This window comes from Massilia varians (assembly GCF_027923905.1).
Classification (GTDB): Bacteria; Pseudomonadota; Gammaproteobacteria; order Burkholderiales; family Burkholderiaceae_D; genus Telluria; species Telluria varians_B.
The window spans coordinates 2,621,631-2,643,555 of the sequence record NZ_AP026966.1; the positions used below are offsets into that span (position 1 = coordinate 2,621,631).

Genomic DNA, 21,925 nt, shown 5'->3' on the forward strand with positions numbered 1-21,925 from the left:
ATGAGCCTGGCGGGTTGGGGCGACCTGCTGCTCTACCTGCTACCCTCGGCCGCGCTGGCGCTGCTGCTGTGGATCGGTTCTGGCGCGCATCCCTTCTTCTTCGTGTTCACCGCGGCCGGCACCCTGTGCCACGAGCTGGCGCATTTCTCGGTCGGCCTGCTCACCAATGCCGAGCCGGTCGGGCTGAGCGTGATTCCGAAACGCATCAAGAAGCCCCGCGGCGGCGGACCGGGCAAGGGCCACAACTGGGAGCTCGGTTCCGTCACCTTCGCCAACCTGCGCTGGTACAACGCGGCGCCGAGCGCGCTGGCCCCGCTCCTGGTGCTGGCGCTGCCCTTCGCCGTGGCCTGGTGGCGCACCCGGCACGGCCTGGTGTTCGAGCCGCTCGACCTCGCGCTGGCCTTCCTGCTGGCGCCGCAATTCCTGTCCTTCTGGCCCTCGCCGGTGGACTGGCGCCTGGCGGCGCGTTCCTGGCCATGGATCCCGATCCTGCTGCTTGCCGGATTTGCCATGGTTTTCCGCGCCGAACTGCTCCAGCTTGTCAAAGGATGAATGCCTGGCTTACGCCAGCCTTAATTAATGGGCGTAAATGCGCAGTTGCCGGCTCTGCCTTCCTCCGGCTTCCTGTAGAATGACCCGCACAGGGCGTATTGACCGGCCCGCCGCCGGTCGCGCCGAGGCATGTAATTTCGTTTCGGAGAGACGACGAATGAAGAAGCACCACCTGTTCATGGCCGCGATGGCCTTTGCGATGTCCGCCCATGTGGTGACTGCCCAGCCGGAAAAGGAAAAGCTCGCGGTCGCGGCTGCCGTTCCGGCCAAGGCCGCAGGCGCCGGTGCCGGGTCGGCCGCTGCCACGCTGCAGATGAAGCCGCTGGCCGAGCAAACCCAGGCGGCGCTGTGGGCCTCGCGGGTGCTCGGCCGCTACCACTACAAGGCGGTGCCGCTCGACGACGCTATGTCGGTGAAGATCTTCGATAACTATTTCGACGGGCTCGACGGCGAGAAACTGTATTTCGTCCAGGCGGACATCGACAAGTTCGCGTCGCTGCGGACCAGGATGGACGACGCCATCAACAACGAAGACCTGACCGGTCCCTTCGCCATCTACAACCTGTTCCAGCAGCGCTATATCGAGCGCATGAACTACGCGCGCGAATTGCTGAAGACCCGCCCCGACTTCACCCTCGACGAGTCGATCGAGCTCGACCGCGAGAAGTCGCCCTGGGCCAAGAGCGAAGACGAAGTCCGCGAATTGTGGCGCAAGCGCGTCAAGAACGACTGGTTGCGCCTGAAGCTCGCCGGCAAGGAAGAAAAAGCCATCCGCGAGACGCTCGACAAGCGCTACGAGAACTACGTCACCCGCATGCGCAAGCTGAACAACGAGGACGTGTTCCAGATGTTCATGAACGCGTATGCCACCGCGATCGAGCCGCACACCAACTACCTGGGCCCGCGCTCGGCCGACAACTTCGACATCGCCATGCGCCTGTCGCTGGAGGGTATCGGCGCCGTGCTGCAGACGCGCGACGAATACACGATCATCCGCGAGATCGTGCCGGGCAGCCCGGCCGCGCTGTCGGGCAAGCTGAAGGTCGGCGACCGCATCGTCGGCGTGGCCCAGGGCGACAAGCCGTTCACGGACGTGCTTGGCTGGCGCATCGACGACGTCGTGCAGCTGGTGCGCGGCGAGAAGGGTACCACGGTCCGCCTCGACGTCCTGCCCGGCGACGCCGGCCCGGACGCCAAGCACGTGACCGTGTCGATGGTGCGCAAGAAAATCAGCATGGAAGAGCAGGCCGCCAAGAAATCGATCATCGAGGTCAAGGAAGGCGCCTTCAAGCGCCGCATCGGCGTGATCTCGCTGCCGACCTTCTACCTCGACTTCGAGGCGCGCCGCCGCGGCGACAAGGATTACCGCAGCGCCACCCGCGACGTGGCCCGCATCCTGGGCGAACTCAAGAAGGACAAGGTCGACAACGTCCTGATCGACCTGCGCAACAACGGCGGCGGCTCGCTCACCGAGGCGATCGAACTGACCGGCCTGTTCATCGACAAGGGCCCGGTGGTCCAGCAGCGCGATGCGCAGGGCCGCGTCGAGGTCGAGTCCGATCTGCAGCCGGGCCTGGCCTGGGACGGCCCGATGGGCGTCCTGATCAACCGCGGCTCGGCCTCGGCATCGGAAATCTTCGCCGCCGCGGTGCAGGACTACGGCCGCGGCCTGGTGATCGGCGAACCGAGCTTCGGCAAGGGCACGGTGCAGACCCTGATCGACCTGGACCGCTTCGCGCCGGGCGAGAAGGTGCGCTATGGCGAGCTCAAGATGACGATCGCGCAGTTCTTCCGCATCAATGGCGGCACCACCCAGCTGCGCGGCGTAACGCCGGACATCAAGCTGCCGGTGCTGTCCGACCTGGACAGCTTCGGCGAGTCGTCCTATCCCAACGCGCTGCCCTGGGTGGCCATCAAGCCGGCCAATTACACGGCGGCGGGCGACCTCAAGGAGCTGATCGGTCCGCTGCAAAAGCGTCATGAAACCCGGATTGCGAAGGACAAGGAGTTCCAGTTCCTGCAGGAAGACATCGCCGAGGTGCGCAAGCTTCGCAAGGAGAACGCGATTTCGCTGAACGAGGCGGTGCGCCGCAAGGAACGTGATGCCCAGGACGCCCGCGCCAAGTTGCGCGAAGCGCGCCTGGCCGGCGCCAGCGGCACCAGCAGCGACGAGCCGGCAGCAGGTCCGGCCGGCAAGGAAGCGCGCGGCAAGGTGCCGGACCCGACCAAGCCGGCCAAGGCGGTCACTGCCGTGCGCGGCACGCCGCGCCAGGACGATGGCCTGCAGTACGATGAACGCGACCTGCAGGCGGAGCTGGCGGCGGAGAAGGCGGCCAAGGAGGCCAAGGACATCCTGCTGCAGGAAGCCGCCAACATCCTGGCCGACGAAGTCGGCATGCTGCGGACCGATACGCGCCTGGCTTCGCGCGCCATGCCCTACATGGCGAGCCCGCGCAACGGCAACTGAGCGGCGCACTGCGCGACCTGAACCGGTGAGGTGGCCGGCCCTGCTTGCAGGGCCGGCCATTTTTTTGGTTCTTCGCGGGGAATGGGGGAAGACGGGGTTGACGATCTAATCGGGAGGTGGTGGCGGTGGCCTGATGTTGGTAGATTGATAGTCGCCAAACAAATCAGTCTATCAAACCACCGCCATGCTCAATGCTATGTCGTCTGTCCCGTTTTGGGAAGGCCATATTGTCGACACCGTCCAAGAACAAGAAGACGGATCACTGTTAATCGTTCTCGATACCTGCCCGGCAAGGGATGCTGTGTGCGGAGCGTGCCACCAGCCTTGCGCCCTGGTGCATGAGCGCCGAAGGCGTAAGGTGCGCGATCGCGACGTTCTGGACAAGCGCGTCTGGCTCGATGTGCCGGTACGGCGGCTGGACTGCCATCACTGCAATGCACGAGTGGCCGAGCACATTGTTTGGCTCGACCGCCGGGCGCGCATCACGCACCGCGTGCGTCTGTGGGTCGAGGCGCTGGCGCAGTTGCTGCCCATAGCCCATATAGCCCGGTTGACCGGGCTGCACTGGCATACCATCAAAGAGATTGATCATCGGCGACTAAAGCAGCTGCACGGCGACTTCTCGGCGGTGGGCGTACGCCGCTTGGTCATGGACGAATTTGCCCTGCACAAGGGCCATCGCTACGCTACCGTGGCCATGGATGCCGAGCGTATGCGCGTCTTGTGGGTTGGGGAAGGCAACAGCCGGGAAGCGATCCGGCCATTCTTTGAGCTGCTGGGCGAGCAAGGCTGCCAGCGAATCGAGGCGGTGGCCATGGATATGAACACGGCCATGGACCTTGAAGTGCGTCAGCAATGTCCAAACGCGGAGGTGGTCTACGATTTGTTTCATGTCGTGGCCCGCTTCGGCCGCGAAGTCGTCGACCGGGTGCGCGTCGATCAAGCCAATACGTTACGGGCCGAACCAAAAGCGCGCCAGGTCATCAAGCGTAGCCGCTGGCTGTTACTACGCAACCGCGACAACCTCAAGGCCGAACAGGCCGTCAAGCTCGAAGAACTGCTCGCCGCCAATCAGCCGCTGGCAACGGTCTACCTGCTCAAGACCGAACTGAAAGAGATCTGGTATGCGCCATCGGTCCGGGAAGGTGCTCGTCGATGGAAGGCTTGGCTCAAACTCGCCTTGGAAAGCCATATCACACCGCTGATCCAGTTTGCCAAACGGCTGGCCAAGTACCGGCGCGGCATTCTGGCTTCGGCCATCTATCCGATGAACTCATCGATCCTGGAAGGCGTCAACAACCGCATCAAAGTCATCAAGCGCATGGCCTACGGATTTCGGGATGCATCCTACTTCTTCCTGAAAATCAAGGATGCGTTTCCCGGCAAAACGCGATGAACCATTTTTTTTGGCACGGGTACGTGCAGGGTTGATTTAAAAATCGCTTTTGCGCGATGCGAAGTTTCTGCAGCATCAAGGAATTCAACGAGGCGATTTGCCCCTGCTATGCACGGCGCATAGGTCGGGTAGGATCATTCTTACTTAATTATGGGTGTTTTTCTCGATTTCATACCTCGCGCACTGTTGAGCTACCGCTAAAGTTGTCTTTTTTTTAGCTGTGGTAGCATAACTCTACGGTTGTAAGAACAACAATTGAACATCAACTTAGGAGTTATCATCATGCTCATTCGCCGCCTTGTCATCGCAAGTCTCATCGCCGGCGCAGCTTCGGCCCAGGCCGGTACCATCACCACCCCGGCTACCCAGCCGTCGAATGTCGTCGGCGCCTGGACTGCGGGCAATGGTACCGATGTGCTCGGCTCCGGTGTCCTGCAAGGGAACGTGGACCTGGTTGCCGGTGTCGCCCACACGGCCAACGCCAGCCTGACCGACATCCTGTACGGTAAAGTGGCAGGCAGCTCCCAGCAGGTCGGGGGCCAGACCCAGCTGTTCTTCCAGCGCGGCATCGAGGCGAACTATCTGCTGGCGTCCGGTCATGGCCTGCTGGCTGCAACCGCGGGCCTCGGCAAGCAGGTCGTCGGCGACGCCTATGGTGCCATCATTTCCGACGCCGTGACCAAGGCGCCGGGCATGACCGGTGGCGGCAACCAGACTGCGCCCGGCAATTCGGGCGGCAATAACAGCGCGATCATGCCGCCGTCCGGCGGACAGGGGAGCGGCTCCAACGGCAATGGCAACGGCAACGGCAATGGTAACGGCAACGGCAATGGCAACGGCAACGGCAACGGTAGCGGTAACGGCATCGACAACGGTAACGGCATCGGCAACGGCGCCCAGAACGGCAACGGCAATGGCATCGGCAACGGCAACGGCAATGGCCTGGGCAACGTCGCCAACCAGGAAGGCCAGGCAGCCGAGGTCCCGGAACCATCGAGCATCGCCTTGCTTCTGCTGGGCATGATGGGCGCGGGTGCGATGTCGCGCCGCCGCAGCCGCTGATCGTTCGCTGATCCTCCGCATACAGGGCGGATGCCCGCTCTGCATGCTTTTCAAATTTCTGACTAGTCAGCAAAACTGTCGGGTACAATCCTTGTGAACGATCGTGCTTTTTAAGGCGGCGACAACAAGGAGACGACATGGACCTGCACTACACGGACGAGGACCTGGCCTTTCGCGACCAGGTCCGCGCCTTCCTCGATTCCCACCTGCCGAAAGACCTGCAAGCCAAGGTGCTCAAGCACCTGCGGCTGAGCAAGGACGATTTCGTACGCTGGCACCGGATCCTCGCCGAACAGGGCTGGGTGGCCCCCGGCTGGCCTGTCGAATTCGGCGGCCCCGGCTGGACCCCCGTGCAGCGCCACATCTTCGAGGAAGAGTGCGCCCGCGCCGGCACGCCGCGCGTGATGCCCTTCGGGATCGACATGGTGGCGCCCGTCATCATGGCTTTCGGCTCCCAGCAGCAAAAGGATTACTTCCTACCGCGCATCCTGTCCTGCGAGGACTGGTGGTGCCAGGGCTATTCCGAGCCGGGCGCCGGTTCCGACCTGGCTTCGCTCAAGACCACGGCCGTGCGCGGCGTGGACGCGCAGGGCGAGCACTACATCGTCAACGGCCAGAAGACCTGGACCACGCTGGCCCAGCACGCCGACATGATCTTCTGCCTGGTCCGTACCGACCCCGCCGTGCGCAAGCAGGAGGGCATTTCCTTCCTGCTGATCGACATGCATGCGCCCGGCGTCACGGTGCGCCCGATCATCATGCTCGACGAAGACCACGAGGTGAACGAAGTCTTCTTCGACAATGTCAGGGTGCCCGTCGCCAACCTGGTCGGCGAGGAAAATCGCGGCTGGACCTACGCCAAGTACCTGCTCGGCCACGAACGCACGGGCATCGCGGCGGTCGGCCGCAGCAAGCGCGAACTGGCCTTCCTCAAGCGCCTGGCGCGGCGCGAGCAGAAGAATGGCCGAGCGCTGCTCGAAGACCCGCTGTTCGCCGCCAAGGTCGCGGACCTGGAGATCGAACTGATGGCGCTGGAGATGACCGTGCTGCGCGTGCTGGCCAAGTCCGGCAAGGCGCCGGGGCCGGAGGCTTCGGTGCTGAAGGTGCGCGGCACCGACATCCAGCAGGCCCTCACGGAACTGATGCTGGAAGCGGCCGGCCCGCAAGCCCTGGCTTTCGACCCCGCCTACCTGGAAGGAGAACACGCGCACAGCGCCGCCGGCGACGACGACGCGGCCCCGCTCGCGTCCTATTACTTCAACTACCGCAAGACCTCCATCTACGGAGGCTCGAACGAAATCCAGCGTAACATCATCTCCCAGATGATCCTGGGCTTGTGAGGAGAAACCCGATGCATGTCGATTTCAAGGAAGAGCAGCTGCAGTTCGCCGACGCGCTCAAGCGCTGGATCGGCCGCGACTATGATTTCGAGCAGCGCCGCGCCATCGTCGCCTCCAGCCAGGGCACCTCGAGCGCGGCCTGGGCCACGCTGACCGAGCTGGGCATGACCGCACTGCCGGTGCCCGAGCAGCAGGGCGGCTTCGACGGCACGGCGGTCGACCTGTTCGTGGTGATGCGCGAACTGGGCCGCGGCCTGGTGGTGGAACCGTATTTCGCCACCGTGCTGGGAACCCGCTTCCTCACGCTGGGCGGGGCCCACGCGGCGCTGCTGGAACAGGTGGCCCAGGGCAGCTTGACACTGGCCTGCGCGCTGGGCGAACGGCAGGCGCGCCACGACTTGCGCGACATCGCCACCCGCGCCCAGGGCACGGACGGCGGCTGGCGCCTGGATGGCGAGAAGACGGCGGTCGTGCACGGCCTCGCGGCCGGCGTGCTGGTGGTGCCGGCGCGCACCGGCGGCGGCCAGTGCGACGAAGCCGGCATCACCCTGTTCGCGGTGCCGGCGGATGCGCCGGGTGTGCAGCTGAGCGGCTACCGCACGCTCGACGGCCAGCGCGCCGCGACCCTGCGCCTGGATGGCGTGCAACTGGGACAGGACGCCCTGATCGGCACGCCGGGGGCCGGCTGGGACATCCTCGAGGCAGCGGCGGACTACGGCGCGGGCCTCTTGTGCGCCGAGGCGCTGGGCGCGATGGAGGCGCTGTTCGAGGCCACGCTCGACTATCTCAAGACGCGCCAGCAGTTCGGCGTCCCGATCGGCAAGTTCCAGGCGCTGCAGCATCGCATGGCGGACATGTATATCCACCTGGAGCAGGCACGCTCGATGGCCTTGCTGGCGGCCGTCACCCTGGATGGCGTCGATACCGGGGAACGGCGCCGGGTGGTGTCGGCGGCCAAGTATCGGGTCGGCCAGGCGGCCCGCTTCATCGGCCAGCAGGCGGTGCAGCTGCATGGCGGCATGGGCGTGACCGACGAGCTGGCGGCCGCGCACTATTTCAAGCGCCTGTCGATGATCGAGCTGAGCCTGGGCGACCGCGACCACCACCTGGCGCGCTTCATGGCGCAGCCGGGCTTCCAGCAAGCCGCGTAAGGAGGGCACATGACACGCCAATGGTATTTCGAAGATTTTTATCCCGGCCAGGAGATCGATCTCGGCGAGCGCCGCGTCAGCGAGGAGGAGATCGTCGCCTTCGCCCGGGAGTATGATCCGCAGCCTTTCCACGTCGACCGCGAGGCCGCTGGCGCCTCCATCTACGGCGGCGTGATCGCGAGCGGCTGGCACACCTGCAGCCTGATGATGCGGATGGTCGTCGACGGCCTGATGTGCGCAGCCTCGAGCATGGGCTCGCCCGGCCTGGACGGGGTGCGCTGGCTGCGCCCCCTGCGCGCGGGCGACACGCTGCGGGTGCGCTACCTCACCACCCGGGTCAAGGCCTCGAACTCGAAGCCGGACCGGGGCGTGGTGTGGTCGAAGTGGACCGCGACCAACCAGCACGGCGAGGAGATCTGCACCATTGAAGGCATGGGCATGTTCGGGCGCCGTCCTGCGGGAGCGGGCGATGACTAGGATGATCGTACTTGCACAGCTGCCGCAGCTGGTGGGGAGCGAGCTGGCCGTATCGCGCTGGTTCGCGGTCGGGCAGGAGCGCATCGACGCCTTTGCCGAGGCCACCGAAGACCGCCAGTGGATCCACGTCGATGCCGAGCGCTGCGCCCGCGAGTCGCCCTTCGGCGCGCCGGTGGCGCACGGTTTCCTGACCTTGTCCTTGCTGCCTGCCATGCTGGAAGACGCGCTCGCGATCGAGGGCATGCGCATGGGGCTGAACTACGGGCTGAACCGGGTGCGCTTTCCGGCGCCGCTGCCGAGCGGGAGCCGGGTGCGGGGCAGGTGGCTCCTGGGGGCTTGCGATCCGATCGAGGGCGGGGTGCAGCTGACCTGGAACGTCACCGTCGAACCCGAAGGGCAGGGCGCCAAGCCGGTCTGCGCCGCCGAGTTCCTGGTGCGGGCCTATGCCTGAGCATACCCGTAGGGTGGGCGGCTGCACCACCCCTTCGCGTGACCTGCGGCGTCAATGCCGCCCACGCGTTCAACGCCCCTTGGAGCAGCGAGTCGGCTGTTCGACAGCCGCTTTAACGCGTGGGCGGCATACGCAAAGCTGTCCCAGCACGCGTTCGGGTGGAGCCGCCCACCCTACGATTCAGGTTGATGCGTACTTCGCCAGCTCCAGCTTGGCGATCGCATTGCGGTGCACCTCGTCCGGCCCGTCCGCCAGCCGCAAGCTCCGGTTGGCGGCCCACTGGTAAGCCAGCGGGAAGGCGTCCGATACGCCGGCGGCACCGTGCGCCTGGATCGCCCAGTCCAGCACGTCCTGCGCCACGTTCGGCGCCAGCACCTTGATCATGGCGATTTCCGCCTGCGCCACCTTGTTGCCGACCGTGTCCATCATGTAGGCCGCCTTCAGGGTCAGGAGGCGCGCGGTGTCGATCCGGATACGGCTTTCCGCGATGCGCTCGCGCCAGACCCCCTGTTCGGACAGCTTGCGCCCGAAGGCCACCCGGGTTTCCAGGCGTTGGCACATCAGCGCCAGTGCGCGCTCGGCCACGCCGATGGCGCGCATGCAGTGGTGGATGCGGCCCGGTCCCAGGCGGCCCTGGGCGATCTCGAAGCCGCGCCCTTCGCCCAGCAGCATGTTCGAAGCGGGCACGCGCACGTTCTCGAACAGGATTTCGCAGTGGCCGTGCGGGGCGTCGTCGTAGCCGAACACCGGCAGCGGGCGCAGGATGGTGATGCCCGGGGTATCGGCCGGGACCACGATCATCGACTGCTGCCGGTGGCGGGGCGCCTCCGGGTCGGTCTTGCCCATCACGATGAAGACCTGGCAGCGCGGGTCGCCCGCGCCCGAGATCCACCATTTGTGGCCATTGATCAGGTAGTCGTCCCCGCTGCGCTCGATCCGGGTGGCGATGTTGGTCGCGTCCGACGAGGCCACGCCAGGTTCGGTCATGGCGAAGGCCGAGCGGATCTCGCCGCGCAGCAGCGGTTCCAGCCAGCGCCGCTTGACGTCTTCCGGCGCATAGCGCTCCAGGGTTTCCATGTTGCCGGTGTCGGGCGCCGAACAGTTGAACACTTCCGGCGCCCAGGGCACGCGGCCCATGATCTCGCACAGCGGCGCGTAATCGAGGTTCGACAGGCCCTCGGGCGCGCGCCCCGAGCGCGGCAGGAACAAATTCCACAGCCCGGCCTCGCGCGCCAGCGGCTTGAGGCGCTCGATCAGCGCGAGCGGCAGCCAGCGCGTGCCGCGTTCGCGCGCGTTGGTCGCGATCTCCTCGTTGAAGGCGGCTTCATTGGGATAGATGTGCTCGTCCATGAAGGCGAGCAGGCGCGCCTGCAGTTCCGTGCAGCGTTCCGAGTAAGCGAAATCCATGTGCGTATCCTTGTGATGGGGTCAGCGGGCGCGGCTGGCGAACTGCCACGCCATCTCGGCCATCGGCCGCGCGGCCTTGCCGTTCTCGAGGGCCTGGGCGCTGGCCGCGGTGCCGTCCACGTAGCGCTTCATGATGCCCTGCATGATGCCGGCCAGGCGGAACATGTTGTAGGCCAGGTAGAAATCGAAGTCCTCGGCGCGCAGGCGCTTGCCGGTGCGTTCGCAGTAGCGCGCCACGTAGTCAGAAAGCGAAGGGATGCCGAGCGCTTCCAGGTCCAGGCCGGCGATGCCGCGGAAGCGCCCCGGCGGGATGTGCCAGCTCATGCAGTGGTAGGAAAAATCGGCCAGCGGATGGCCGAGGGTGGACAGTTCCCAGTCCAGCACCGCCAGGATGCGCGGCTCGGTCGGGTGGAAGATCATGTTGTCCAGGCGGTAGTCGCCGTGCACGATGCTGGTGTCGTCACCTGGTGGGATGTGTTGCGGCAGCCATTCGATCAGGCGCTCCATGGCCTCGATCGGTTCGGTGACGGACGCCTGGTACTGCCTGGTCCAGCGCTCGATCTGGCGTGCGAAATAATTCCCCGGCTTGCCGTAGTCGCCCAGGCCGATGGCTGCGTAGTCGACCGTGTGCAGCTGGGCGATCACGCGGTTCTGCTCGTCGTAGATGGCGGCCCGCTCGCCTGGCGACATGCCGGGCAGCGACTGGTCCCACAACACCCGCCCTTCGACGCACTCCATCACGTAGAAGGCGCGGCCGATGACGGCTTCGTCCAGGCACAGCGCGTACTGGCGCGGCACCGGAAAGCCGGCGCCGTGCAGCGCCGACATCACGCGGAACTCGCGGTCGATCGCATGGGCCGAAGGCAACAGCTTGGCGGCCGGCCCCGGCTTGGTGCGCAGCACGTAGCGCCGGCCGCCCGCCTCGAGCCGGAAGGTGGGGTTGGACTGGCCGCCCTTGAACTGCTCGATATCCAGCGCGCCGCCCGGGTAGCCGTCGACGTTTAGCGCGAGCCAGGCGCCGAGGGCGGCGACGTCGAAGCGCTGGCGTTCGGACACGGGCTTGGTGCCCATCATTTCCTCGTACATCGCGTCTCCCATATTCTGTGTTGTCCTGCATTCTAGCTCTGAAGCGCACGGGCGTGCTATTTCTTTGCGAGCGGATGGATTCAGCGGGCCTTGCGGTATTGCTCGAACAATTGTTCCATGGTGGTGGCGCGGGCTTCCGGCTGCAGCGGGCCGGGCGGCACATAATTGACGAAGCGCACCACCCAATCGTGCGGATCCTCGCCCACGTCGAGCGCATTGATGCAGCCCGCCGCCTGCGCCAGGCCGCCCAGGAACAGGCGCTGGCCGCTCAGGGCCAGCGACAGGATGGCGCAGTTGACGCCCCCGTGCAGGACCAGCAGCACGCTGTCCCAGTCGTCCTGGGCGCGCAGGCGCGCCACCGCCGGATGGACCCGGTCCATCATCTCGCCGACCGATTCGCCGCCCAGGAAGCGCTGGCCTTCATCGACCGCGCCCTCGAAGGCGCCGGTGAAGGCGCGCCGCAGTTCATCTTTCGGAATGGCGGCCAGGCGCCCGCCGCGGATCTCGTGCAGTTCCGGCCAGGCTTCTGGCGCGATCTGCTGCCCGCTGGCCGCCAAAACCCGCTCTGCCGTCTCGACGGTACGCGGCAGGGCCGAGGTGATGACGCGGTCGAAGCGCACGCCGGCCTCGCGGAAGGCACGCCCGGCGGCATCGGCCTGGGCCTGGCCGGCCGGGTTCAGGGCCACGGTCTCGGGAAGGAAGGGTTTGCCGGTCTCGTCGAAATAGGTAACGCTGCCGTGGCGCATCAGGTAGATGCGGCGGCGCTGCGCGCGCAGGGCTTGCATGGGGCTCCTTGTCGTTTTCCCGGCCATCTTACACGCGATGCCATTTTCTTATGGCGAAACGGCGACACTTTCCCGATCGGCAGACGATTCCGTAGGTCAATTCCTACAGGTTCTGGCATAAAATATTCACTGCAAGCAATAACGACAAGGGATGTTCATGGCAAGGCCGGAAAAAATTCGCCTCGGCGAGGTGCTGATCCAGCAGAAACTGCTGTCGGAGGAGCAGCTCGAGCAGGCGCTGGCGGACCAGAAGCGCACCGGCCGCAAGCTCGGCCGCGTGTTCGTGGAAAGCGGCTTCGTCACGGAAGACCAGATCTCGGGCGCGCTGGCGCGCCAGCTGAACATCCCTTACATCAATCTGAAGTTCTATAACATCAACGCCGAGCTGGTGCGCCTGCTGCCGGAAACGGCCGCCCGGCGTTTTCGCGCCCTGGTGCTGGAAGACCGCCGCGAGACCCTCTTGGTGGGGGTGTCCGACCCCACCGACCTGTTCGCCTACGACGAGATCGCGCGTCTCTTGCGCAAGACCGTCGAGCTGGCGGTGGTCAACGAGACCGAGGTGCTGGGCGCGATCGACCGCATCTACCGCCGCACCGGCGAGATCACGGGCTTGGCGCGCGAGGTCGAGCAGGACCTGGGCGACAGCTCGATCGACTTCGGCGCGCTGGCCGCCAACCCGGGCCTGGAGGAAGCCCCGATCGTCAAGCTGCTGCAGTCGGTGTTCGACGACGCGGCCCAGGTGCGCGCTTCCGACATCCACATCGAGCCGCAGGACGGGCGGCTGCAGATCCGCTTCCGCATCGACGGCGTGCTGCACCTGCAGACCGAGGCCGACATCAAGGTGGCCACCCCGCTGGCCCTGCGCCTGAAGCTCATGGCCGACCTCGACATCTCGGAAAAGCGCCTGCCGCAGGATGGCCGCTTCGCGGTCAAGGTGCGCAACCAGCGCATCGACGTGCGTATCTCGACCATGCCGACCCAGTACGGCGAGTCGGTCGTGATGCGTCTGCTGAACCAGGGCGGCACCACGCTGCGCCTGGACGCGATCGGTATGCCGGCGCGGATCGTCGAGCGCTTCCGCGCGCTGGTGCAGCGCCCCAACGGCCTGGTGCTGGTCACCGGTCCGACCGGCAGCGGCAAGACCACCACGCTGTACAGCGCGCTGTCCGAACTGAATTCGGTGGAGAAGAAACTCATCACGGTCGAGGACCCGGTCGAATACCGCCTCAAGGGCGTCAACCAGGTCCAGGTCAACGACAAGATCGAGCTCTCGTTCGCCCGCGTGCTGCGCTCGGCGCTGCGCCAGGACCCGGACATCGTGCTGGTCGGCGAGATGCGCGACCAGGAGACCGCCCAGATCGGCCTGCGCGCCGCCATGACCGGCCACCTGGTGCTCTCGACCCTGCACACCAACGACGCCGCCTCCACGCCGCTGCGCCTGATGGACATGGGCGTGCCGCGCTACATGGTGGGCGGCTCGCTGCAGGCGGTGCTGGCCCAGCGCCTGGTGCGCGTGATCTGCGAAAGCTGCACGACGTCCTACCAGCCGACGCCGGGCGAGGTGAACTGGCTGCGCGCGGAGCTGGGCGAACGTGCCGGGACGACCCCCTTCTTCCACGGCAAGGGCTGCTCGCACTGCAACGGCACGGGTTTCCGCGGCCGCACCGGCGTCTATGAACTGCTGGAGATGACGCGCGCCGTCACCGAGGCGGCCAACCATCCGGACCCCGCGCACTTCCTCAAGGTGGCGCACGCCGAGATGCGCGGCGAGACGCTGCGCCGCCACGGCGTGAGCCTGGCGGTGCAGGGCAGGACCACCATCGCCGAAGCGATGCGCATCAGTAACCAGTACGACGACTGATGCCTTCTTTTTCCTACAAGGCGCGCAACGCCGCCGGCGAACTGCTGCAGGGCGTCCTCGAGGGCGCCGACAGCGGCGCCGTCGCCGACCAGCTGTTCGGCAGCGGCGCCACGCCCATCGAGATCAACCCCAGCCGCAAGGGGCCGGCGTCCAGGGACGGCGAAGGCCTGCTGGCGCGCCTGGGCGAAAAAAAGATCACCTCGATGGACGTGCAGCTGTTCAGCCGCCAGATCCATACGCTGCTCAAGTCCGGCGTGCCGATCATGCGCGGCCTGGCCGGACTGCAGGAATCGGCCATCAACAAATCCTTCGGCCGGGTGGTCAAGGACCTGCGCGAGTCGCTCGATGCGGGCCGCGAACTGTCGAGCGCGATGACGCGCCATCCGAAGGTCTTCAATTCCTTCTACCTGTCGATGGTGCGGGTGGGCGAGATGACCGGCCGCCTGGAAGAAGTCTTCCTGCGCTTGTTCGACCACCTCGAGTTCGACCGCGACATGCGCGAGCGCGTCAAGACCGCGATGCGCTACCCCACTTTTGTGGTGATCGCGATGGCGATCGCGATGGTGATCGTCAACGTGTTCGTGATTCCGCAATTCGCTGCGGTGTTCAAGTCCTTCAATGCCGAGCTGCCCCTGATGACGCGGATCCTGCTGTCGACTTCGAACTTCACGGTCGCCTACTGGCCGGCGCTGGCGGCGATGGCGGCCTGCGCGGTGTTTGGGTTCCGCGCCTGGGTGGCCACGCCCAAGGGGCGGCTGGCCTGGGACAAGCACAAGCTGCGCCTGCCGATCGCGGGCAAGATCATCCACAAGGCGACCATGGCGCGCTTCGCCCGCAGCTTCGCATTGTCGACCCGCAGCGGGGTGCCGATCGTGCAGGCCTTGACGGTGGTGGCGCAGACCGCCGACAACGCCTGGCTCGGCTCGCGCATCGAGGGGATGCGCGATGGCGTCGAGCGCGGCGAGAGCATCCTGCGCACCTCGACGGCGGCGGGCGTGTTCACCCCGATCGTGCTGCAGATGATCGCCGTGGGCGAGGAATCCGGTTCGCTGGACGACCTGATGGACGAGATCGCGCAGATGTACGAACGCGAGGTGGAGTACGAACTGAAGACCCTGTCGAGCCAGATCGAGCCGATCCTGATCACCTTCCTGGGGGTGATGGTGCTGGTGCTGGCGCTGGGCATTTTCCTGCCGATCTGGGACCTGGGCCGGGCGGCCCTACACGGAGGCAAGTGATGATCCGGTCGCGCGCGCGTGGGGCCACCCGCTTCGAGTTCGCCGTCTGCATGGTCGTGACCGGCGTGCTGGCGGGCCTGCTGCTGGGCCGGCTGCTCGAGTGGCGCACGGAATCGGAGCGCAGTGCCGCCTACCACGTGGTAGGCGCCTTGCGCACGGCGCTGGCGGTGCGTGAGGCCCAGTTGGTTGCCGCCGCCGGCAGGGACGCCGCATTGAAGTTATTGCAAGAAAATCCCATGGGCTGGCTGCTGCGGCAGCCTGCCAATTATGTCGGCGAATACTACGCGCCCGAGCCCGGAATGCTGCGCCGCGGCGCCTGGTTTTTCGACCGGACGGACCGCACCGTCAATTATGTGCTTAGTAACGACACTTTTTCTTCTGGGACATCTAAATTGCTTAAGTTCAAGGTAGAATTGGCCAGTTCGTATCACCCGGCCGGAAGCGGGCGGAGCGGCACCTACGGGGCATTGGTCATCGACGAAGTCGGCGCCGCGTCCAAATAACTCAAGACCGCGGGTCCACCCGCACACCTTCAACGGAGAGAATCACATGAACAAATATTCCAGCAAGAGCGCGCAGGGCGGTTTCACCCTGATCGAACTGATCGTCGTGATCGTGATCCTGGGCATCCTGGCTGCCACCGCGCTGCCGAAGTTCGCGAATATGGGCGGCGACGCCCGCGCGGCCAGCCTGCAGGCGGCAAAAGGCGCGCTGGCTTCGACCGCGGCCATGGTTCACGGTAAGTATCTGATCAATCCGGGCGCGGTCGGCGGCAAGAACATTGCGATCGAGGGCACCAACGTTACCGTCGATGCGACCACCGGCTATCCCCTGGCGAACACCGCGTTTGCCACCGCAGCCGGCATGAACGCGACCGACTATGTCATCAATGCCACCGACCCGACCATCACCATCACCCCGATCAGCCTGAAAGGCACCACCGCGCATACGGCGGGCACCTGCACCCTGACCTATACCCGGCCGACCACGGTGAACACCGTGCCGACCTACAAGCTCGTCGTGACCGGCTGCTAACCGGCAGGCGCGCTGTCGCATGTGGCAGGTGTCATGCCTCGTATTCCGATTCCCATGACCGGCCACACTTCCTTGCGGCGGCGCGCCGGCTTCACGATGGTCGAACTGATCATCGTGATGGTCCTCGTCGGCATCCTCGGTGCGGTCGCCGCCGCCCGCTTCTTCGACCGCAGCGGCTTCGACGCCGAGGCCTTCGCCGACCAGACCCGCGCGCTGCTGCGCTACGCCCAGAAGAGCGCGATCGCTCGCAACACCCCGGTGTTCGTCCAGTTCGAGGACAAGCGCATCGCTCTGTGCTACGACGCGCCGCAGGGTAACTGCGCGCCCGCCCAGCGCCTGGTGGCGCCCGCCGCCGGCATCGGCGGCCAGGCGTCTGCCACCCACTGCCAGGACGAGCGCTGGTACTGTATCGGCGTGCCCGAAGGCGTGCAGGTCTCGCTGTCGGTTGCGCTGACCGCGTTCTACTTCGATGCGCTCGGCCGCCCGGTCACTCCCGGCGGGACCCCGGGCGGTCTGGCCATGACCATTACCAGCCCGGGCGAAAGCCGTACCGTGACGGTGCATCGGGAGACCGGCTATGTCCAGTAAGCGGACCTGCAGGCGCGCCCAGGCGGGCCTGACCCTGATCGAGATGATCCTGTTCATCCTGATCGTCGGCGTCGCCCTGGCCGCCATCGTCGGCGTGCTGAGTCTCACCACCAAGAACAGTGCCGATCCGCTGCGCCGCAAGCAGGCCCTGATGATCGCCGAAGGCCTGCTCGAGGAAGTCCAGCTGGCCCGCTTCACCTTCTGCGACCCGGGCGCGGACAAGGCCGGCGACGACGAGGTCATGACCAGCGCCGAGTGCGATGTTCCGGAGAACTGGGGGCCGGAAACCGGCGGCGCCAGGCCTTTCGACAACATCAACGACTACGTCGGCGCCCCGAACGTCGCCACCAGCAGTTTCAACGGCGTCGACGGCAAGCTCGCCGACGCCAACGGCGAACCCATGAACGTGGACGGCTACAGCGCCACGGTGACGGTCACGCCGGAATCGATCGGCGGCATTCCGGTCGCCAATCCGGCCGCGGCCGACGTCGACGTGCTGCGCATCCGCGTGGAGGTGCGCTACGACGGCGAGTCCGTCGTGCTCGACGGCTACCGTACGCGCTACGCGCCGAGCTTCCTATGAGCGCCATGCACGCGCCGCCGCAAGATCGCCGCGCACGCGGCTTCACGCTGATCGAGGCGATCCTGGTGATCGTCATCATCGGCGTGATCGGCGCCATCGTGGCGGTGTTCATCCGCGCCCCGGTGCAGGGCTACGTGGATACCCGCGCGCGCGCCGCCGCGAGCGACGAAGCCGACCTGGCGCTGCGCCGCATCGCGCGCGACCTGCGCCTGGCGCTGCCCAACAGCGTGCGTGTGAACGGCGAGGGCAGCGCGGTCGAATTCCTCCTGACCCGCGCCGGCGGGCGCTACCTGACCCTGGACGACGACGTCGACGGCTTCCCGGTGCTCGATTTCGACGAGCCGGCCAATGTCCGCTTCACCGCCGTGGGCGGCACCAGGCCGGCCATCGCGCCGGGCGACTTCATCGTCGTCTACAACCTCGGCAATCCCGAGGACAGCGGTTCCGACGCCTACCGCTATGTGCCCCTGGGCCAGGGCACCAATATCGCACAGGTGGCATCGATCGACTTCGCCTCGCCGAACAACCCGGTGGTGACGCTGCGGAGCAATCCCTTTGCCACCCAGGCCACGCCCTTGCGCTCGCCCAGCAACCGCTTCCAGGTGGTCACCGGGCCCGTCACCTATGCCTGCGAAGCGGGGCCGGGCGGCGGCAAGGAACTGGTGCGCTACTGGGGGTACGACATCTCGCCCACCCAGCAGGCGACGCCGCCGAATGCGCAGCGCGCAGTCATCGCGACGCGCGTGAGCGACTGCAGCCAGGTGTTTCGCTACGGTAGCGAAGCCTTGCGGCGCAGCGCGCTGGTGGTATTGAACCTGGCGCTGTTCGCCGGTAACGGCCAGGACGCGCCGGTGCGGCTGGCCAGCCAGGTCCACGTGGACAACACGCCATGAAACACGTCATCCATGCCACCCATGCGGTGCGCCTGCGGCGCCAGGCCGGCGTGGGCCTGGTCACCGCGATCTTCCTGCTGGTGGTGCTGGCCGGCCTGGGCGTGGCGGCGGTGACGCTGTACACCTCGCAGCAGGCCAGCAGCAACCTGGACCTCGAGGGTGCCAGGGCCTACCAGGCCGCGCGCGCCGGCCTCGAGTGGGGCCTGTACGAACAGCTGCGCCATGGGCGCTGCGCCGGCAACACCTCTTTCGGCTTCCCGGCCGCCAGCGTGCTGGGAAGCTTGCGCGTCACCGTCAGCTGCCAGGCCATCGACGAGCTGAAAAGTATCGACGGCGATCCGGTCATGCGCTGGCGCATCGCGGCCATCGCCTGCAACCAGCCGGTCGACGGCGCCTGTGGCCGGCAAGCCCCGAACAATCCCGATTTCGTCCAACGCAGGCTCGAAGTGGAAATATGAAGACACCGCTGACCCTCAGTTGTATCGCCCTGTGCGCCGGCCTCGCCGCCTGGTCCCAGCCGGCCGCCGCTACTGCGCTGGTTCTCACCAAGACCTTCGAAGGCAACATCAACTTTGCCGGCACCCAGGCCAGCCTGCAGAGCAAGGCGGGCGGCGCCAAGGCCTGCGACCTGACCGACAGCGCGCAGGCGAGCATCTCCCTGCCCAGTGGCGCCGAGGTCGTGTCCGCCACCCTGTACTGGGCCGGCACCGGCGCGATCGATGGCGAGGTCAGCATGAATGGCGCGGCGGTCAGCGCGCCCGTGAGCCGCCGCTACGCCTCATCGATCGACGGCTTCACCTATTTTTCGGCCGCCGCCGAGGTTACCAGCCTGGTGCAAGGCAAGACCAGCTTCACCTTCGGCGGGCTGACGGTGGACACCTCGGAGACCTACTGCTCGAAAAAGCAGAAGGAAAACAGCATGGTGGCCGGCTTCGCGCTGGTGGTGGTCTACGCACAAAAGAACGAGCGTTACCGCACCGTGAACGTCTACGAGGGCCTGCAGGCGCTCAAGTACAACAGCGTCACGGTGAAGATGCCGGACTATACGCCGCCCGCCGACAACGCAGGCTCCGGCCGCTTTGGCTACATCGTCTGGGAAGGCGACAAAACCGGCAACCAGAAAGGCGATGAGGTGCGCTTCGCCGGCGCGCTGCTGCGCGCGGAACCCTTCATCCAGAAGCAGAATGCCTTCAATTCCAAGAGCGGCGCGAATGCCGACGAGAACTCGATCGGCATCGACTTCGACGTGGTCGACCTGCCCGCGCCGCCAGCCAGGCCGCTTGACGCAAACGCGGTCTTCACCACCGAATCCGATCGGGTCCTGCTCGGCACGGCGATCGTGGCGCTGCCCTCGAAACCCGCGGACCTTGCCATCAGGAAGACCCAGGCTGGCGAGTTCAAGCTCGGCAACGAGATCACTTACACCCTGACCGTGAGCAACGAGGGCGCACGCGCCGACAACAAGGTCCAGGTCACGGACACGCTGCCGGCAGCGCTCGCCTACGTCTCGGCCGGCGGCTTGGACTGGACCTGCGCAGTGGCGGGGCAGACCGTTACCTGCAAGTACGGCAAGGCGCTGGCTCCCGGCGCCAGCGCCAGCCTCCAGGTCAAGGGGAAGATCACCGCCGAAGGCAGGATCGTGAACACCGCCGAAGTGAGCGGCACCGCAGATGGTGTGCCCGGCAATAACAAGTCGACGGTCGAGGGGGACACCGGCGGCGGCGAACCGGTCAACAAGGATCCCTATGTTTTCACGGTCGGCGCCTGCCAGCCGAATGAAAAGATCAAGGCCTCGGGTGATGGCTGCGCGCTGTTTGCCGGACCAGTGGTGGCGGGTATCAAGCCCACCATCTACCTGACCCGGGCGGAAAATGGCACCGCCAAGCCGTTCAGCACGACCGCCTCGACCGTTGCGAACCTGTACTACAGCCTCGAATGCAACAACCCGGCGCGAACGGCCAACACCGCCGGCAGTTACGGCGTGGCGCTGTCGACTTGCGTCCCGCACGGCACCCCGCTGTCGGCAGGCGGTGCCCCGGCCACGCCGACATTCGCCGCCAACACCGCGTCGACGGGGGCCGAGTTTCATTACCCCGACGTGGGCCTGGTGACGCTGCGCGTGCGCGACGCCGCCGGCAACACCGGCAGGGTCAGCTTCGCCTCGGTTCCGGAGCGCCTGGAGGCGACGTTCAGGCGCCCCGACGGGGTTGCCAACCCCGGCACCGCGGCACTGGACCAGCCCGGCTTCGCTGAAGCCGGCGAACCATTTCAGGTCGTGGTGAGCGCGCGCGGGTATGACGGCGTCGGCCCTTTGAAGAACTTCGGCAATGAGTCCGGCGAGTTTGCCTTGGCCGAGCGGCTACAGGTGCTGGCCGATGGCGGCGACCTGGCGCAGAAGCGTCTGGTACCGCAAAACGCCTGGGAAGGCAGCGCTGCCGTGCAGCGCAGCTTTGCCTGGAACGAGGTGGGTGCGGCCATGCTCGGCGTCAGCCTGGACAAGTATCTCGGGGTCAAATCGCTGAGCCTCGATCCGGTCGCCGTCGGCCGCTTCTACCCGCAATACTTCAAGACCGAGACCGAGAAGGGTTTCGGCTGCCTGAAGCGGATGAACTGCCCGGGGGCTGCGCCACACCTGATTGCGCGCGCAGTCTACTCGGGGCAGCCGTTCACGGTGACCGTCACGGCCTATGGCCGCAACGGGCAACCGCTGCAGGGTTTCGTTGGCCCGCTGGTACCCGACATCAGCCTGGCGGCCGTCAGCGTGCCGGGCAAGGACGGCAAGCCGCCCGGCAGCTTCGTGAACGGGGAGGGCAGGCCGGCGACCGTGCGCGAGGACGTGCGCTTCCAGCTCGAGGTCGGCTACGACGCCACGAAGGCGACGCGCGGCTGGACCCCGCCCACCGCCGTGCACCTGCGCGCCACCGCTTCGGAGCTGCGCAAGACCGCCGACGGTGCCGTGCCGGTGACCATCAGTTCCCGGCGCGAAGAAGGCATCGTGTCCCTGGAAGGCGGCATCATGGTGGTCAATGGCCGCCTGATGGTGAACAACGTGATCGGCACGCCCCTGGCCAGGACGCCGGTGCCGCTGCAGGCCCAGTTCTGGAGCGGCGCGGCATGGGAGCACAACACCGGACTCGAGCAAACCGAGGCGCTACAAGGGAAGGTCCACTTTACGGCCTGCCGGCGCAGCCTGCGCACCGATACCGAGACCGGCGCATGCGATCCGTCCATCAAGGTCTTGGGAACCGAGCGTGCCGCCGATCCATTCACGCTGCCGCTGTTCAAGGACGGCAAGGCCAGCCTGGTGCTGGCGCCGCTCGCCGCCGACAAGAGCGGCACCGTCGACCTGTTCATCGACGCCGCCGACTCCCTGCCTTACCTGCCGAGTACCATCGGGCGTATCAGCTTCGGGCAGTTCAAGAGCCCGGTGATCTACGTGCGCGAGATGTATTGACAACGAAACGTGGCAAAGCGCCGCAAAAACCGCCAGTTTTGCGGAAAGGAAGCACATTTTGTGATCGCTACGGGCTAGGCTTGAATATAATCAAGTCTT

Annotated in this window: 20 protein-coding genes; 17 read left to right on the plus strand and 3 right to left on the minus strand. The window is 66.2% G+C overall.

The window, feature by feature from the left end; all coding sequences use genetic code 11:
• The 8 genes from MasN3_RS11905 to MasN3_RS11940 all read left to right on the plus strand — a co-directional run bounded on the left by MasN3_RS11905 (window position 1) and on the right by MasN3_RS11940 (window position 8,896).
• Entirely contained in the window at window positions 1–552 is a 552-nt protein-coding gene (locus tag MasN3_RS11905) for a hypothetical protein (RefSeq protein WP_281914286.1), read from the plus strand.
• A 199-nt stretch (window positions 553–751) separates the two neighbouring features.
• Window positions 752–3,019, plus strand: coding sequence for a carboxy terminal-processing peptidase (locus MasN3_RS11910; protein ID WP_370662360.1), 2,268 nt, complete (start codon window positions 752–754; stop codon window positions 3,017–3,019).
• 196 nt (window positions 3,020–3,215) lie between these two features.
• Window positions 3,216–4,415 carry an ISL3 family transposase gene (locus MasN3_RS11915; RefSeq protein ID WP_370662345.1) on the plus strand — a complete coding sequence of 400 codons (1,200 nt, stop codon included), beginning with the start codon at window positions 3,216–3,218 and terminating at the stop codon, window positions 4,413–4,415.
• A gap of 282 nt (window positions 4,416–4,697) precedes the next feature.
• Entirely contained in the window at window positions 4,698–5,477 is a 780-nt protein-coding gene (locus MasN3_RS11920) for a PEP-CTERM sorting domain-containing protein (RefSeq protein WP_281914289.1), read from the plus strand.
• A 137-nt stretch (window positions 5,478–5,614) separates the two neighbouring features.
• Entirely contained in the window at window positions 5,615–6,817 is a 1,203-nt protein-coding gene (locus MasN3_RS11925; protein WP_281914290.1) for an acyl-CoA dehydrogenase family protein, read from the plus strand.
• Between the two features lie 11 nt (window positions 6,818–6,828).
• Window positions 6,829–7,968, plus strand: a complete 1,140-nt coding sequence (locus MasN3_RS11930) for an acyl-CoA dehydrogenase family protein (RefSeq protein WP_281914291.1) — start codon at window positions 6,829–6,831, stop codon at window positions 7,966–7,968.
• Between the two features lie 9 nt (window positions 7,969–7,977).
• Window positions 7,978–8,445, plus strand: coding sequence for a MaoC family dehydratase (locus MasN3_RS11935; RefSeq protein ID WP_281914292.1), 468 nt, complete (start codon window positions 7,978–7,980; stop codon window positions 8,443–8,445).
• Window positions 8,438–8,896 carry a MaoC family dehydratase gene (locus MasN3_RS11940; protein WP_281914294.1) on the plus strand — a complete coding sequence of 153 codons (459 nt, stop codon included), beginning with the start codon at window positions 8,438–8,440 and terminating at the stop codon, window positions 8,894–8,896. The genes MasN3_RS11935 and MasN3_RS11940 overlap by 8 nt, the downstream gene beginning before the upstream one ends.
• A gap of 180 nt (window positions 8,897–9,076) precedes the next feature.
• Here the strand turns inward: MasN3_RS11940 and MasN3_RS11945 are convergent, their stop codons facing one another.
• From MasN3_RS11945 to MasN3_RS11955, 3 genes are all read right to left on the minus strand, one after another.
• A complete protein-coding gene (locus tag MasN3_RS11945) occupies window positions 9,077–10,303 on the minus strand; it encodes an acyl-CoA dehydrogenase family protein (protein WP_281914295.1) in 1,227 nt (408 codons plus the stop codon).
• Window positions 10,304–10,324: 21 nt separating this feature from the next.
• Window positions 10,325–11,389 carry a phosphotransferase gene (locus MasN3_RS11950; RefSeq protein ID WP_281914490.1) on the minus strand — a complete coding sequence of 355 codons (1,065 nt, stop codon included), beginning with the start codon at window positions 11,387–11,389 and terminating at the stop codon, window positions 10,325–10,327.
• 80 nt (window positions 11,390–11,469) lie between these two features.
• Window positions 11,470–12,174: a histidine phosphatase family protein gene (locus MasN3_RS11955; protein WP_281914296.1), complete on the minus strand. Its 705-nt coding sequence runs from the start codon at window positions 12,172–12,174 to the stop codon at window positions 11,470–11,472.
• Window positions 12,175–12,331: 157 nt separating this feature from the next.
• On the opposite strand from MasN3_RS11955, the gene MasN3_RS11960 reads away from it, so the two are divergent.
• Genes MasN3_RS11960 through MasN3_RS12000 form a run of 9 tightly spaced genes read left to right on the plus strand, consistent with a single transcriptional unit; the run spans window position 12,332 to window position 21,826 of the window.
• Complete coding sequence (locus tag MasN3_RS11960; protein WP_281914297.1) at window positions 12,332–14,035, plus strand: GspE/PulE family protein; 1,704 nt, start codon at window positions 12,332–12,334, stop codon at window positions 14,033–14,035.
• Window positions 14,035–15,273 carry a type II secretion system F family protein gene (locus MasN3_RS11965; protein ID WP_281914298.1) on the plus strand — a complete coding sequence of 413 codons (1,239 nt, stop codon included), beginning with the start codon at window positions 14,035–14,037 and terminating at the stop codon, window positions 15,271–15,273. The genes MasN3_RS11960 and MasN3_RS11965 overlap by 1 nt, the downstream gene beginning before the upstream one ends.
• Window positions 15,273–15,776: a hypothetical protein gene (locus tag MasN3_RS11970; RefSeq protein WP_281914299.1), complete on the plus strand. Its 504-nt coding sequence runs from the start codon at window positions 15,273–15,275 to the stop codon at window positions 15,774–15,776. The genes MasN3_RS11965 and MasN3_RS11970 overlap by 1 nt, the downstream gene beginning before the upstream one ends.
• 46 nt (window positions 15,777–15,822) lie before the next feature.
• Entirely contained in the window at window positions 15,823–16,308 is a 486-nt protein-coding gene (locus MasN3_RS11975; RefSeq protein ID WP_281914300.1) for a prepilin-type N-terminal cleavage/methylation domain-containing protein, read from the plus strand.
• A gap of 54 nt (window positions 16,309–16,362) precedes the next feature.
• A complete protein-coding gene (locus MasN3_RS11980; RefSeq protein ID WP_281914301.1) occupies window positions 16,363–16,896 on the plus strand; it encodes a GspH/FimT family pseudopilin in 534 nt (177 codons plus the stop codon).
• Complete coding sequence (locus tag MasN3_RS11985; protein WP_281914302.1) at window positions 16,886–17,479, plus strand: type II secretion system protein; 594 nt, start codon at window positions 16,886–16,888, stop codon at window positions 17,477–17,479. The genes MasN3_RS11980 and MasN3_RS11985 overlap by 11 nt, the downstream gene beginning before the upstream one ends.
• Complete coding sequence (locus MasN3_RS11990; RefSeq protein ID WP_281914303.1) at window positions 17,476–18,372, plus strand: prepilin-type N-terminal cleavage/methylation domain-containing protein; 897 nt, start codon at window positions 17,476–17,478, stop codon at window positions 18,370–18,372. The genes MasN3_RS11985 and MasN3_RS11990 overlap by 4 nt, the downstream gene beginning before the upstream one ends.
• A complete protein-coding gene (locus MasN3_RS11995) occupies window positions 18,369–18,830 on the plus strand; it encodes a pilus assembly PilX family protein (protein WP_281914305.1) in 462 nt (153 codons plus the stop codon). Before MasN3_RS11990 ends, MasN3_RS11995 begins: the two co-directional genes overlap by 4 nt.
• Window positions 18,827–21,826: a DUF6701 domain-containing protein gene (locus tag MasN3_RS12000; protein WP_281914307.1), complete on the plus strand. Its 3,000-nt coding sequence runs from the start codon at window positions 18,827–18,829 to the stop codon at window positions 21,824–21,826. The genes MasN3_RS11995 and MasN3_RS12000 overlap by 4 nt, the downstream gene beginning before the upstream one ends.
• Window positions 21,827–21,925: the final 99 nt, after the last annotated feature.